Below are 13664 nucleotides of genomic sequence, written 5' to 3'. Positions count from 1 at the left end.
TCTCCACCGGTTGAATCCCACCCCATAGCTGCCAGTGGCGACAGGCAGAAATCGGCGAGGAGCGGACGTTCGCTCTTGGCCTCTTATGACCGCGAGTTAAAGACATGACGGATGTGTTCGGCATTCCAGCTAAAATCTTCAACCAATTACCCTTTCATGGCGTAACACAGCTAGCCTTCAACGAAGGGCGTCAGGTACGCAATCAACCTATCTGCACGAATCGACGATCGTTCGATCAACTGCTGGCAGTGACCCTCTAGCTCGATGTCGGTGAGCTGAGACTCGCAAAGCTCACCCAGCAGCACGCGAGCATCTGCAACCAACGCAGTGAGGCGATGGAGAGTCAGTGCATAACTGTCGTGGGCCGCGGCTGCCGCGGTCGCCTTATTCGTCGGATGAACGACAACCCGTAAACTGGCATACCCATCATAGTTCTTGTCGAACCATTCTTGAGCAACGAGCAGCTGACCGTGCTCCTCCTTGGTTAATGGGTTTTTGTCCAACTTGCGGCTCTTGGCCTCCAAGATTAGCGCGGTTTTGGTCGGCAGTAGCCACAGCACGTCTGGACCTTCGCCGCCATCGTCATGGCGCTCTGTCGAAAGTCCGATTAGTTCACCGAGATCTGTCAAGGCTTGCTCGAACTGATTAGCGGAGGCGTTGGCATTGAGCTTCGAGGCCACCTGCTCAAAGCGTTGCATCAGGCCGCGTCGGATGTGATACCCACGCAGTTGATACGCGATCGCGGCGCCCTGCGCTCCCGGTATCGACAATGGGCGATAAGGAGGCGTCACACGCGGGCGCAAGAGGTTGCGGTTCGCTGCGAATGCTGAGCGCTGTAGTTCGTCGCTGCGCTCGTTTTGGCCCCAATTGTTCGCGATACGGCCCGCCAACTGGAGCAACCAGCCGCGAGTCTGATCGTCTGGCGCATCCTGGGCATTCGCCACCTGATCCAACTTGGCGATCGCCTTGTCGTGGTAGCCGTCAGTCCAGTTGTTGAACGCCTTACGTTCGGCGGCGGCCACATCAAATCGCTTGGGATCAGGTGTATCTTGCTTAACGTTCTCTGCAAGAGTCGCCGCGTGATATTCGACCCATCCAGCATCCCTGCGGATGCTTAGCGTGATAGTGTTGGCGAGTTCGTTGACGTCCTTAACTTCTTTGCTGACCGTCGAGCCCATTTCAAGCTGTGCGCGGGTCGCGCTTGTGAGCAACTTGAAGTTAGCATCCTTGGCGATCCAGCCTGCCAGGTCCGAGCCAACAAGCAGCACAACGCAGTGGTCACCAGCTCCGCGTGCTCCGCGGCCAATGCCTTGTTCAATGCGTTGAGCCAGCATGCGGCTGATAGTCGCGCCACCATATAAAGTGGCTGCGCGCAATAGTTCATAGTCGGACGTGCCAGCAGGAAGACCTTCCATGACAAGAAACCTGCACGCATCCCCAGGTAAGTCAATGCCATCGTAACGGTTTGCGAAAACAACCGGACCACTAGTCTGGCGCAACTGTAACGCCTCAATTTTTGCCTCAACCTGGTTCGAGCCTTCGGCGAATTCCGCGACGTCTTTCCAAGCGTCGGCTGCATGGTTGGAATGCACGAGAACGACTGCGCCGAGGTTGCTTGCCGCGACTTGCTTGAGTAACTCTTTCGGAACTTTGGTTGTGTTGAAGTCGAACTTCATCAGGCTTGGGATTAAGATCATTCGCTCGCTGATGCCTGCCAGCGATCTCGATGTCAAGGCGTTATTAACATGCCGGGGATCGGCGTCGAACGTACGTACTATCTCGCTATCGTCCGCTATCGTGGCCGACATGTAGATGCGGCGAGGCGCGTCCGCGAAGGTCGGGAAACTATTGACCAAGGGAAGTACCGAAGTAACTGTGAACGCGGTGGTGCTAATAAGCGCATGGCATAGGTGTAGGTTGTCGCGCAATAGCGGCCAGGCGAACGGGGTGTCTTCGCCGTCACCACGCAGTAGATCTCGAGCCGCATCGATCTGTTCGTGCCATGCCCAGTAAGGCACCTCGATTACGACATTGCTGAGGCCGGAAACGGTGTCATCGAAGGTACCCAGCCGGTCCATGTCCTTGAATGCGCCCCGAAACAGAGTACACAGTGCGTCGTACCTTTCCGCGTCTTCCTTGGAAGATATTTCGAGCGTGAACGACTCTCGTACAACGGAGAAGGCCACGTGAGCATCATCGAGAATAACAGCCCCCGTCTTGACAGGCATCCGGCCTCCTCGGACACCGAACTTGCTGAAACCGTTGAACAGCGCCTTGTAAGACGCCACCATGACAGCTTTGCCGTTCACGAAATCGTCCGCCAGCGGCTGCCCTCGGACGTACGGCACTGCTGCGATCCCGAGTGATCGAGCCTTCTCCAAGGTCTGACTGACCAACTGATTTGTCGGCGCAAGATAAAGCACCGGCTCTTTGAGTTCATTCAGCGTCGACTGCGCTATCAGCAGACCTACTAGCGTCTTGCCGCCCCCGGTGTGCAGTTTTACAACGGTGTCGCGTTCGTTCTTACGCTGGAACCATGCTTCCAGTACCTCGGCCTGGCTGATGTATAGGTCGTTGATGCCCTGAGGCTTGGGCATGCGTCGGAAGATCTCCAGTGGATCCACCGGTGCGGGGCGCAGAGACTGCGACCTGAGTTTGTTGAAATCCACCATCCCGTTTCCTCTCTTGTCGTTAAAGCGCCTGCGAAGACGTGATCAAATGCTTCAACCCGACCTTCAGCATGCCGTTTGCTTCGGGCGTCCAAATCTGCCGATCCGTTGGAAAATTAACTATTTCATTGCCAGCGTTACTCACGAAGTCTCCTCTGAAGTCAACGCTGGTCTTGATGTTAGCTTGCTAGTCCCGAAGCTCACATTTGATGAACCTGAATGATGTTGGCTCTTAGCCGTTTGCAGTCTGTACCCACCAACTACAATCGGAGTGGAGTGCTCGGTCGCTGTCGGTTAAGTGTGCTCTATCGGCTACTGCGCCTCAGCCTCATTCAGCCTAGCCTAGGAACGCAAATGAGATGGAAGAACAGGAATATCCGCGAACTCGCCCACATCGTTTGTGGCGACGCTGATCACTTTCGGTATCGTTCAAGCTGTTACATCACTGAATTCTTTCAAGACTGTGACCTAGATTACGCCCACGACGGGTCGACCCGTTGGGCGTGGGTTGCAAGCAGGCTGGAAGAGGTGTTGGCTCTGCCGCATCCAAGCCCTTCGGTTCCCCCCGATGCTTTCGTCCGGATCATTCGCGCAATTCTTGACAAAGGCGAAGCACAGGAAGGTGATTCGGACAGAAATAAAGCTCTTGCCGCACTTAATGCTGTGCTGGCGCGCGAAGGTTGGGAAGCGTTTTACGATGAGCACGGCCTCGGCCAGTTGCGCCACAATGCCACGAACACTATTGCGCAGATCGCAAACCCGCATCGCCCACTGACTCCTGCGGAGGTGGAGCGCCAGGCGCAACTCAACACGTATCTCGACAAGTGCTCTGAAGATGAACTGATTGAGGAGGTATTGCTGCCGCTGTTCCGTCAGCTTGGCTTTCATCGCATCACCGCGGCAGGTCATAAAGACAAGGCATTGGAATACGGAAAGGATGTGTGGATGAAATACACCCTGCCGACCCTCCATGTTCTCTACTTCGGTATTCAAGCTAAAAAGGGCAAATTGGATTCAGCGGGTATCGGCAAGCCTGGTTCAGCAAACGTCGCCGAGATTCACAATCAGGTGAATATGATGCTCGGACACGAGATTTTCGACTCAGAACTCAATCGAAGAGTGCTGGTTGACCACGCATTCATCGTCGCAGGAGGAGAGATAACAAAACAGGCAAGAAATTGGCTAGGCAACAAGCTGGATGCTACGAAGCGCTCTCAGATCATGTTTATGGACAGGCATGACATCCTCAACTTGTTCATTGTTACGAATCTGCCGTTGCCAAAGAACGCTCTGCCTCCCAAGCAGATATTCGCCCCCTTCGACGATGACATACCGTTCTGAAGTGTAGCTTTTTCAGAGCCGTAAACATTAAAAGCGAAGCCATTGATTTGGCTTCGCTTTTAATGTTTACAGATTTTTTCGGAGTAAGAACTACATTTGTTAAGCGTTTACCTCTCGAAGATGTAAATGAGCCATGTCGTTGATGGGTATGACACCGGACTGAGGACATATTCTTGTCGCTTCTCTAGCCTTCGACTATGTTCATGATCGTCTGGGCTGTGCAATGCGCCGTTTGGAACTTTGCTTGGGGCAGTTGCGCTATACCCCTTGCCTACCTGCACTCCTGTAGCCCCAGTCGGTTACATGAGCTTTCACAGTGCAGCAATCATCACTTCAGGAAGGAAGTAATGTATGACATTAATCATCGGTGGACGTCGAGTTTCCAAACCTGACGACGAGCCACAAGCCTCCTCCAGCGTCGGTCCGGGAGACTACGAAGAAGCTGCGCTGGCACTCGAAGTGAAGGAGGCGCTACAGTCGAAAGGGATGCTGGAACAGGCGCATTTGGCTGCAGTGCTCGAACTGCTTAGTCATTATGTGCATAAGTTGAAAGAGGAACGTTTTGCCTCGATAGATGCTTTGGCGACCCATTTTCTCGAACTGCAACAGGCGCAATCCCCTTTGACGCCCAATCATGAAGCTGTACCGGTCTTTGGCAAGGCCTTTGAAGCATTGAAAGACGGCGGGACGCTGTCGGAGTTCGCGGTGGGTGGACAGAAACGTGTCTTTCAGTTGAATACTCACCCCGATATTTTCTTGGCGGTTGCAAAAGACAACAGCAAGGATGAGGCGGTAGCCAGTCAGGCAAAGTTAATGAAGAATTTATCGGCGTCAGGGGTTCGAGCGCTGACGGTCTCGGAGGTTTTTGAGTATGGCGGCAGGAAAGCGTTCTTCTCAAAAAAAGTGGAAGGTGCCAAGGGTGCAAGGATATTGAGTGGGGTCAAGGCCACAAAGCCTTTGACCTTGGCAAACTCCACGCTAGTATCAGCATTGAAGGAAAAAGGAGTATTCACGGATGCTGCCAAATTGGCTGTGACTTTCGCAGATTTGAAGGCCATTGAGGTGTATTCAACCGAAAAGCCGTCTTTTACTTGGGATCTACAATGCATCATCGAATCCACTACTGGGCATTTGATTATTCACGACCCATCTTCTAGAGCCGAGGGTGCATCAGCAAGCGTAGTTTCACAGCAAAAAGAGGCTAAAGCGCTGAAGGAGCTCGCGATGGTTGCTTGTGTGCTGCAAGAGCAGTTGACGAAGTTGGGTGCAGTCAAAAAGACAAAATAATCAGTGGATCCCACCCAATAAAAAGCCCGACATCATCGGGCGGGGTTTGCCAGGCAGGCCGGTAATTCTGGAGGCTTTACTCTACCGCTGACATTACCCGGCTAACATTCATAAATTAAGGGCGCAGCCTGAAAACAGATTTCCCCTCATTTGTGAGTCTTTTTACGTCTTGACAAGAGTGTTTTCTCGGCCAAGAACACAACCGCTTGCTAGCTGTTCTTGAGAGTCGGCTGACATGGTAGAACGCTGGCCTACTCAATAAACAGCCACCCAACCTTCGTATCACTGCATCGAGAACTATCCGTCGGGCCCCGTCCGTAGGCATAACCGTTCTAGCGAATGGTCGTGTTAAGGAGCTGGACAGCTTTGGCTACCAACTGACCGCTTTTGGCCGTTTTCTGCCTCTCGCCGAGGGCAGTAATCGGCCAAAATCGGCTTCGCAAAGCCAAGGGTTACACCCTGTTTCCTCGACACCTATTGATCGTGGTCTGTAATCGGCTAGTGGTATTGACGACGAAAAACAGAAGTTACGCGATTACAGCTGAGAGGGTGGACGTAGATCTATGATTTATATGGACTTTTAAAAAAAGTCGGAATTGGTAGCGCAGAGTTATCTAGAGACCTCTACTATTTCGTTATCGCCGAATTCGCTCTAATCACTGTTATGCGTCAGCGAGAAGCAAACCCTTAATCAATAATCACAGGAGAGCAACATGTCGATAAATAAAAGATCTGTCTTACTCATATTGGCTTTTATTTTTTTCGTAGTAAACGCCGTTAAATCGAGTGAAAATCCTGTCAGTCAGGACTCAAGCCAGGCTGCGACTGCGGCTAAAAAAATCGATAAAAATTTAAGAGGCATTGCCAGTTCATCGGAGCGTTTGAAGGATGGTACCGTTAAAAACGACGAACCAAGTTATGACGCCAGTGAATATATAGCCGCCTCGGAACACTATCAACCTCAAAACGAGGTGGAGGCGGAGCAAGAAAGAGCAATGGATGAATGGGTGGAAGAGGAAAAAGCAAAGTTACAGGGAGGGACTGGTAATGCCGCTTCACGTACCGGGTATACGGCCGCGCCGGGACGCTATCAACCTCAAGACAAGGTAGAGGCAGAGCAAGAAAAAGCAACGGATGAATGGATGGATGAGCAATAAATAAAACTCCGGAGGTGACTCCAAATAGTGTGTGTGTGTCGGAAATCGGATTGACAGTATTGGCTATATTTAAGGCTTGTCTGCGCAAATTATCACCGCGTGCTGCGTAACAAAGGCCTCCGATGTCCATAGAAGAACTAAAAACGCATTACAAGCAAAGGCGGCGGGCACGTTCCGCACCGCTGCTTTGAATGTTATGGGGCGTAATATTTATTAAAATTTCAGTATGTCAGTATGCCCCCTAGTTTCGTAGGCGTTTGCGAGCGTCGGCTTTGGGTCGATTGCGAACCTTCGCCAAAGACAGCATTCGGCCAACGCCAGTCTTTCGCTTTTGCCAATAAAAAAACTTATATAACCTCGCGAATCCGTTTTTATCCTCGTTGTAGTATCCAGGACCTTTTATGCAGACTGACCAGACCAAGCTCCTCGCCCTCGCATTGATTGAGATCAGGACGTTGCTTGCGGAATATCTGGGCAACGATGTGGATGCACCAATGAGCGTTCGCGTCGCGGCCCATATGGCCTATGCACTCCACAATGAAACGGAGGCCGCATGCAGCAATGCAGACTTTCGGATTGACTATGCAATCCAGAAAATCGCTGCGATCGATCAGATTCTCAGGAGCAAGGATGGTGCCGCGTTATTGAGCCGGTTTACGCCCAAGCGAAAATCATTCCGGAAAACGCTCCCCCCGAATGACTACTTTTGGCCCTGAGTATGTAAAAAAGCTTCGCCAAAGTTGAAGTGCGCGCGTCTACGTTAAATCTGAAATTTATCGGCACGTCAGCAGGTGTAGATTTCGCGTAGAAGCGCAATTTCCAGTCCGGTTTTGAGTACCTGTCGCGCTCAAAAAACGTTTACACAGCCTCGGCCGAAAGCAGCTCGCCATAGAATTTATAATTGATCGTCAGGATCCCTCAACAACGCTTGCTCATCGAACGATATCGAATCACTGCTCAGCATCACCACTCGCCAACCCTTTCAACTTAATCTCAGCCAACGGATGCCCGGCCTTCAAGGCAATACGCCAAAACCGCGCCGCTTCCACCGGATCCGGCGCCTTGCTCGGCGTACCGGCCAGGCTGATCACCCCAACCTGATACGCCGCCTTGCCATCCCCAGCCAACGCGGCCAGGCGCAGTAATCGTATGCCCTCCTCGCGAGCCCCAAGACCGACGCCGCGAAAGGTCAGGATGTGGCCGTAGAAGCTCTGGGCGCCGACATCGCCCAGGTTCGCCATGCGCGCGAACTGGCCCTCGAGCCAGCGCCAGCCTCGCGGCTGGCGCACAAACCACGACCAGTGGAACATCCGGCGGGCCAGCCAGTAACCGACCCGCGCCTTGAGTCGTAGGAACACTCAGGCTTCTGCCGACTCGGGGTACTCGTATTCGAACACCCGCACCACTTCCGAGGCATGCCAGGACGCGGCAGCCACGCCATCGGACGGTCCGGAGAAGCGCCCGAGGCGCTCGACACATTCGAAGAAGCCGGTGCGCGGCAAACGACTGGCGCCCTGGCTGATCACCAGCGAGCTGCGCAGTGGCTGCTCGGCCCTGGCGTCCAGCGCGGCCAGGTGCTCAAGGGCGGCGGTCAGGGTTTGCATGGCGGGCGTGGGTAGCTGCAATCGCTCCAGCAATGCCCGATAAGTCAGAAGATGGCGCTGACGGCGCGCCTGATCCAGTTCCCCCAGCAATCCATCCCAATGTTGACGACTGATGCGTACGCTCACGATTCATCCCTCCATCCCGGCACCGTCAATTCCCAGGCGAGGCTGCGGCGAATAGCAGCGTCAGGTTGACGCTCACCGCTTTCGATCAAGGTGAGATATGACGGGCTGATGCCTACCGTGCGGGCAAGCGCCTCAATGGCGATGCCCTTCCCTTCGCGCAAACTGCGTAGTTGATCCAGACCCGGAAGAGTCTGGTCTGATGTGGCCGCGGGACGCACTGTGGCTTCGCGCGGTGGTTGTTCGTTGATGCCTGCTGCTTTCAGTAGAGCCTGATACTGAGCCCATGGCAGAACCGCATATTCTGGTTCGCCTTCGCGTGTAATTATCTGAATATCCATGACTACCCCGTAGGACAACGACACGTAGCGAGTCGGCACTTTTCCTTAGAAGTGTAATCCTAACAGCGGCCAAGGTCGCGGGGGGTATGAATATGGATGATCCTGAATCGGTTCAGTTTTTTTTCGGGCCCTGAAGTTGCAGCTGTTCCGGGGTATCGGGCAGGCGTTCAACCACTGCGAGTTTTTCCGGCGCCTGACGCTTGCGCCAAGCGCGGAAGGCGTTGAGTTCGTCATCGAGGACTTTCATCAGCCAGGCCAGGACGGCAATGTCGTCGAGCATGCCGAACACTGGGATGAAATCCGGGATCGCATCCACCGGGCTCAGGAAATACATCAGGCCGGCCACTACCGAAACCATCGCTTTCGGGCTGATGGCCCGGTACTCGCCACGCCAGTAGGCCAGGCAGAGTGCCTGCAACAAGCGCAGATCGTCCTTAAGTTTGCCCAGACGATTACCTTGGCTCGCACCTTTGCTGGCAACCGCGAACAGCAGGGTTGGCAAACGACCACGGGCGAGCAGGCGCCCGGCCATTGGCAGGAAGCGGGCGAAATTCCAGGGCATTTTCATCTTTTCCTCCCACTGAAATGTTATCCACACAAATTGTGGATAACCTTGTGAACAGAGCTGCATTTCACCGCTGGAAGCCCCGTTTCACAAGGGTCTTGCTCAGATCGGGCGTTTTTTACTCACATAAAAAAACCCAAGATTTCATTGACTTGGCGCACCGGTCCGTCTAGCTCGGGCACTCTCACTGGCTATGACTGCAGCGTACCGCATCCGTTCGCTTTGTTTACCTTCACCAAACCCCAGATGCAACAACGCCCCGCATAAGCGAGGCGTTGTTGTCAGAGCAGACGCGGATTACTTGGCGTCGTCTTGTTTGGCTGGATCCTTGATGCCCAGCAGCTCCAGGTCGAATACCAGCACCGAGTTGGCTGGAATCGCCGGGCTAGGGCTTTGGGCGCCGTAAGCCAGGTCGCTAGGGATGTACAGTTTGTACTTCTCGCCAACGTGCATCAGTTGCAGGCCTTCGACCCAACCCGGAATCACACCGCTGACCGGCAGATCGATCGGGCTGCCGCGCTCGACGGAGCTGTCGAAAACGGTGCCGTTGGTCAGTTTACCGGTGTAGTGAACAGTCACTACGTCGGTCGGCTTAGGCTGTGCGCCATCGGCCTTCTTGACCACTTCGTATTGCAGGCCGGAAGCCGTGGTGACGACACCGGCTTTCTTGCCATTCTCTTCGAGGAATTTCTTGCCGGCGGCTGCCGACTCTTCGCTCATCTTGGCCAAACGCTCTTCGGCACGCTTCTGCAGCGCTGCGAAGGCTTCAACCAGTTCCTCATCCTTCAGTTTCTGTTCTTTCTTGCCGACGGCATCTTCGATGCCTTGGGCTACGGCTTTGGAGTCCAGATCATCCATGCCTTCCTGAGCCAGACTTTTGCCCATGTTCAGGCCAATGCCGTAGGAAGCTTTTTGCGCCGGGGTTTTCAGCTCTACGCTGGTCTGCGAATCACAACCCGCAAGTACCAGGCCAACCAGGGCCACCGCCGCCGCCAACCGATGCTGTTTCATGCTATTTCCTTGTTCATGCGCCTAAAGGGCAATCGAGTAAAGCCGCGAGCTTATCAGGCGGCCACGACCAATGGCTACCGGCATGAGAGCAGGAAACTTCCGATAAGTTCAGGTGTTTAAACGCATTTCGGGATTAGAACGATGAAGCTTCTGTCATCTGGCTCTCACAGCCCCCGATGCCGGTTCCCACAGCCCTTGGCGTAATGGCCTCTTGCCGCACTTCATCAGCTGAGGCATAAGAGAGCTACAAATTGACAAGGATGTTTATCGTGCGCCTCATAATCCGCTTGCTGATTCTGATCGCAGTACTACTGGGGCTGGGCCTCGCCGTGGTGCTGTACTACGTCGCCAACCCGAAATTACCGGCCTGGTCACCGGCGCAACAGGTGCATTACCTGGAGCAATGGAGCGCCGCAGACCGCCAGGCCTACTACTTCACGCCCCAAGGCACCCAGGTCAAAGGCTTGCGCTATGACTGGTTCAACGCGCTCGAACTGCCGTTCTCGCAAAAACGATTCGCCGCCCCCGAATACCTCGCACGCTTTGGTTTTCTGATCGATCCGAGCCAGAAAGCCACGCCAGACAACCCTGGCAACCTGCCCGTCGGTTTCGCCCGTCATCAGAATCCGGGCAGCCAGGAAGAGTTTCTGGACATCACCTGTTCCGCCTGCCACACCGGCGAATTGCGTTTCAACGGCCAGGCCGTGCGCATCGACGGTGGCTCGGCCCAGCATGTGTTGCCATCCAGCGTCCCGACCCTGCGCGGCGGCAGTTTCGGCCAGGCACTGGTGGCCAGCCTCGCCTCGACTTACTACAACCCGTGGAAATTCGAACGTTTCGCGCGCAATGTCCTGGGCCAGGACTATGACGCCCGGCATCAACAGCTACGCCAGGACTTCAAAAGCTCACTCGATACCTTCTTGAAAGTGGCCTGGAACGATACCCATCGCGGGCTCTACCCCACCGAAGAAGGCCCCGGCCGTACCGACGCCTTCGGGCGCATTGCCAACGCCAGCTTCGGCGACGCCATTTCGCCGGCCAACTACCGTGTGGCCAACGCGCCGGTGGACTACCCGCAACTGTGGGACATGTGGACCTTCGACTGGGTGCAGTGGAACGGCTCGGCGCAGCAACCGATGGCCCGCAACATCGGCGAGGCCCTGGGTGTCGGCGCCACGCTGAATTTCTTCGACGCCAGCGGGCAGCCCCTCAAGGGCGACGATCGCTACCCGTCCAGCGTCCGGGTGCGCGATCTGCACCGGATCGAACAAACCCTGCAACGACTCAAGCCGCCCGTCTGGCCGGAAGCCTTGCTGGGCTCCATCGACAAACCGTTGGCCGCAAAAGGCCGCGCACTATTCGCTGAAAACTGCGCCGGGTGCCACGTCCCCCGCGTCACCCAAAGCGACGGCAGACCGGTGCACCACCTGAACTTACTGCCCGTGGAGGTGATTGGCACAGACCCCGGCGCCGCCAACAATATTGCCGACCATCGCTTCGATCTGACAGCCCTGCAGTGGGATCCGGCAGAGCTTGCGCAACTGGACGTGCAATTGCATCCAAAACCCACGGAGCCCTTGGATTTGAGCCAGTTGTCAGTGGCCAAGGGGCTGGCCTACGTCACTGCTTTTGTGGGGAACCAGGCCTATCGCGCTGCCAATGTGACACCGGCGGAGCGGCCAAACCTGGACGGTTTCGGCTTGCCTATCGGCGTCCAGGAATTACGCAGCTATAAGGCCCGGCCGCTGGCGGGCGTATGGGCCACGCCGCCGTTTTTGCACAACGGTTCGGTGCCGAGCATTTATCAACTGCTCTCGCCCCAGGATGAACGTGCAACAACGTTCTACAAGGGCACCTTCGAATACGATCCCAAACACCTGGGCTATCGCACCGAAGCCTTCACCAACGGTTTTGTGTTCGACACGCGTATTACCGGCAATCACAACAGCGGCCACGAATTCCGCGACGGCGAGCGCGGTAATGGCGTGATCGGTCGCCTGCTGCAACCGCAGGAGCGCTGGGCACTGCTGGAATACCTGAAAGTGTTGGGCGGCCCGCTGGAGTCGCAATTGCCAGACCACCTCATCAGTCAAAAGGATTGACCCATGCTGATCACGCTCTGGCTACGTCTGGGTGCCTTCCTTGGTAAAACCCTGCTGTGGATGTTGGGTTTGGGGGTCCTCGGCTGGGCGCTGACCATGGCATGGCTCGCCTGGCAACATCGCGGCCCGGTATCGGCTGAAGAACTGATTCCGGACGGCGAAGCGGCGATGACCCGGGACATCATCCAGACAGCGGTGCGGATCGTCGATCAACACCGCGAAAGTACTCGCTATCTGCGCGACGCTCACGCCAAGGCCCATGGTTGCGTGAAGGCCGAGGTTCAGGTGCTGCCGGATCTGGCGACGGCGTTGCGCCAAGGCGTGTTCAGCGAACCCGGCAAAACCTGGCAAGCGACGATGCGTCTGTCCAACGGCAATGCCTATCCGCAGTTCGACAGCATCCGCGATGCCCGGGGCATGGCGATCAAGTTGTTCGATGTGCCGGGTAAACAGTTGCTGAGTGATCGACAAGGGCGCAACGAGCAGGATTTCGTGATGTTCAACCATCCGAACTTCTTTGTCAGCGATGTCGCCGAGTATCGTCAGAATGTGGCCGCTCAGGCTGACGGCAAAACGATAATGGCGTTCTTCCCGGCTTGGGATCCGCGCACCTGGCAGGTTCGTCATCTGTTTATTGCGCTGGCGACACTCTCCCCTGCCCCGGCAAGTCCGACCCAGACCACCTACTTTTCGGTTTCGCCGTACAAGTTTGGTGAGGCCAACGTCAAATTCCGGGTAATCCCGGATCCGGAGAGCTGCCCGACCTACACGCTGCCCACGCAAAATCAAAACCTGCCGAACTTCCTGCGCAGTGCGCTGAACCAGCAGCTGTCGACTGATCGGGTGCCGGCCTGTTTCGTGTTACAGGTCCAGCGTCAGGATCCGGGCCAATATATGCCGATCGAAGACACCAGCATCGAGTGGCGTGAACGAGACGCGCCCTTCGAAACCGTGGCCAGGATCAAGCTGCCTGCCCAGGATTTCGACACCCCGGCGCTGAACCTGCAATGCGACAACCTGTCGTTCAATCCATGGTTCGGCCTTGAAGCCCATCGGCCGATTGGTGGGATCAACCGGTTGCGCAAAGCGGTGTACGAGGCCGTCAGCGACTATCGACACAGCCGCAACGGCGAACAATAAGTAAGGCAGAAACGAAAAAAGCGACCTGAACAGGTCGCTTTCTTCAGTGAATCCGGCAAAAAGCCAAATCCCAGACAGCAAAAAGCCCGCATTAAGCGGGCTTTCTGTGGTGATCTGGCGTTCAGTGTTCCAGATACCGAATATGGCGCAGCGGACGGGACTCGAACCCGCGACCCCCGGCGTGACAGGCCGGTATTCTAACCGACTGAACTACCGCTGCGCGAAACGCTTGAAACGAATGGTGGGTGATGACGGGATCGAACCGCCGACATTCTGCTTGTAAGGCAGACGCTCTCCCAGCTGAGCTAATCACCCTTCGCTTCG

The 13664-nt window shown here is 55.4% G+C and carries 12 protein-coding genes and 2 tRNA genes; 6 read left to right on the top strand and 8 right to left on the bottom strand.

All coding sequences use genetic code 11. The features are described 5' to 3' along the window. Positions 1 to 170 precede the first annotated feature (170 nt). Positions 171 to 2672: a DEAD/DEAH box helicase gene (locus F475_RS20810; RefSeq protein WP_111454637.1), complete on the bottom strand. Its 2502-nt coding sequence runs from the start codon at positions 2670 to 2672 to the stop codon at positions 171 to 173. Positions 2673 to 3023: 351 nt separating this feature from the next. Between F475_RS20810 and F475_RS20805 the strand changes: the two genes are divergently transcribed. The 4 genes from F475_RS20805 (at position 3024) to F475_RS20790 (ending at position 7170) form a co-directional block, all read left to right on the top strand. After that, positions 3024 to 4010 (top strand): hypothetical protein, encoded by a 987-nt coding sequence (locus F475_RS20805; RefSeq protein ID WP_111454636.1) that lies wholly within the window; start codon positions 3024 to 3026, stop codon positions 4008 to 4010. Between the two features lie 351 nt (positions 4011 to 4361). Continuing rightward, positions 4362 to 5297: a hypothetical protein gene (locus F475_RS20800; RefSeq protein ID WP_111454635.1), complete on the top strand. Its 936-nt coding sequence runs from the start codon at positions 4362 to 4364 to the stop codon at positions 5295 to 5297. A 713-nt stretch (positions 5298 to 6010) separates the two neighbouring features. Continuing rightward, positions 6011 to 6454, top strand: a complete 444-nt coding sequence (locus F475_RS20795; RefSeq protein ID WP_256597224.1) for a hypothetical protein — start codon at positions 6011 to 6013, stop codon at positions 6452 to 6454. Positions 6455 to 6855: 401 nt separating this feature from the next. Next, positions 6856 to 7170 (top strand): hypothetical protein, encoded by a 315-nt coding sequence (locus tag F475_RS20790; RefSeq protein WP_111454634.1) that lies wholly within the window; start codon positions 6856 to 6858, stop codon positions 7168 to 7170. Positions 7171 to 7404: 234 nt separating this feature from the next. Here the strand turns inward: F475_RS20790 and F475_RS20785 are convergent, their stop codons facing one another. From F475_RS20785 to F475_RS20765, 5 genes are all read right to left on the bottom strand, one after another. Continuing rightward, positions 7405 to 7812, bottom strand: coding sequence for a sel1 repeat family protein (locus F475_RS20785; RefSeq protein ID WP_111454633.1), 408 nt, complete (start codon positions 7810 to 7812; stop codon positions 7405 to 7407). Next, on the bottom strand, positions 7813 to 8184 hold the full coding sequence (locus F475_RS20780) for a hypothetical protein (RefSeq protein WP_007898892.1): 372 nt from the start codon (positions 8182 to 8184) through the stop codon (positions 7813 to 7815). Beyond that, a complete protein-coding gene (locus F475_RS20775) occupies positions 8181 to 8522 on the bottom strand; it encodes a helix-turn-helix domain-containing protein (RefSeq protein ID WP_111454691.1) in 342 nt (113 codons plus the stop codon). Before F475_RS20775 ends, F475_RS20780 begins: the two co-directional genes overlap by 4 nt. A 112-nt stretch (positions 8523 to 8634) precedes the next feature. Next, entirely contained in the window at positions 8635 to 9090 is a 456-nt protein-coding gene (locus tag F475_RS20770) for a YkvA family protein (protein WP_028940036.1), read from the bottom strand. Between the two features lie 294 nt (positions 9091 to 9384). Next, positions 9385 to 10098 (bottom strand): FKBP-type peptidyl-prolyl cis-trans isomerase, encoded by a 714-nt coding sequence (locus F475_RS20765; protein WP_018925162.1) that lies wholly within the window; start codon positions 10096 to 10098, stop codon positions 9385 to 9387. Positions 10099 to 10367: 269 nt separating this feature from the next. On the opposite strand from F475_RS20765, the gene F475_RS30360 reads away from it, so the two are divergent. Further along, on the top strand, positions 10368 to 12200 hold the full coding sequence (locus tag F475_RS30360; protein WP_018925161.1) for a di-heme-cytochrome C peroxidase: 1833 nt from the start codon (positions 10368 to 10370) through the stop codon (positions 12198 to 12200). Positions 12201 to 12203: 3 nt separating this feature from the next. Further along, positions 12204 to 13340, top strand: coding sequence for a catalase family protein (locus F475_RS20755; protein ID WP_018925160.1), 1137 nt, complete (start codon positions 12204 to 12206; stop codon positions 13338 to 13340). A 143-nt stretch (positions 13341 to 13483) separates the two neighbouring features. On the opposite strand, the gene F475_RS20750 is transcribed toward F475_RS20755, so the two are convergent. Further along, a tRNA-Asp gene (locus F475_RS20750) sits at positions 13484 to 13560 on the bottom strand. A 19-nt stretch (positions 13561 to 13579) separates the two neighbouring features. Further along, positions 13580 to 13655: transfer RNA gene (locus tag F475_RS20745), tRNA-Val, on the bottom strand. Between the last annotated feature and the right edge of the window lie 9 nt (positions 13656 to 13664).

Origin of the sequence: Pseudomonas sp. URMO17WK12:I6 (assembly GCF_003253625.1) — a bacterium.
GTDB lineage: Bacteria > Pseudomonadota > Gammaproteobacteria > Pseudomonadales > Pseudomonadaceae > Aquipseudomonas.
The sequence above is the reverse complement of the archived record's forward strand: the minus strand, read 5'-3'. Positions and strand labels throughout refer to the sequence as shown.

Coding starts and splice junctions, on each gene's coding strand:
- F475_RS20775 (WP_111454691.1), bottom strand. CDS start 8,522: ATGGATATTCAGATAATTACACGCGAAGGCGAACCAGAATATGCGGTT.
- F475_RS20810 (WP_111454637.1), bottom strand. CDS start 2,672: ATGGTGGATTTCAACAAACTCAGGTCGCAGTCTCTGCGCCCCGCACCG.
- F475_RS20765 (WP_018925162.1), bottom strand. CDS start 10,098: ATGAAACAGCATCGGTTGGCGGCGGCGGTGGCCCTGGTTGGCCTGGTA.
- F475_RS20795 (WP_256597224.1), top strand. CDS start 6,011: ATGTCGATAAATAAAAGATCTGTCTTACTCATATTGGCTTTTATTTTT.
- F475_RS20800 (WP_111454635.1), top strand. CDS start 4,362: ATGACATTAATCATCGGTGGACGTCGAGTTTCCAAACCTGACGACGAG.
- F475_RS20790 (WP_111454634.1), top strand. CDS start 6,856: ATGCAGACTGACCAGACCAAGCTCCTCGCCCTCGCATTGATTGAGATC.
- F475_RS20770 (WP_028940036.1), bottom strand. CDS start 9,090: ATGAAAATGCCCTGGAATTTCGCCCGCTTCCTGCCAATGGCCGGGCGC.
- F475_RS20755 (WP_018925160.1), top strand. CDS start 12,204: ATGCTGATCACGCTCTGGCTACGTCTGGGTGCCTTCCTTGGTAAAACC.
- F475_RS20805 (WP_111454636.1), top strand. CDS start 3,024: ATGAGATGGAAGAACAGGAATATCCGCGAACTCGCCCACATCGTTTGT.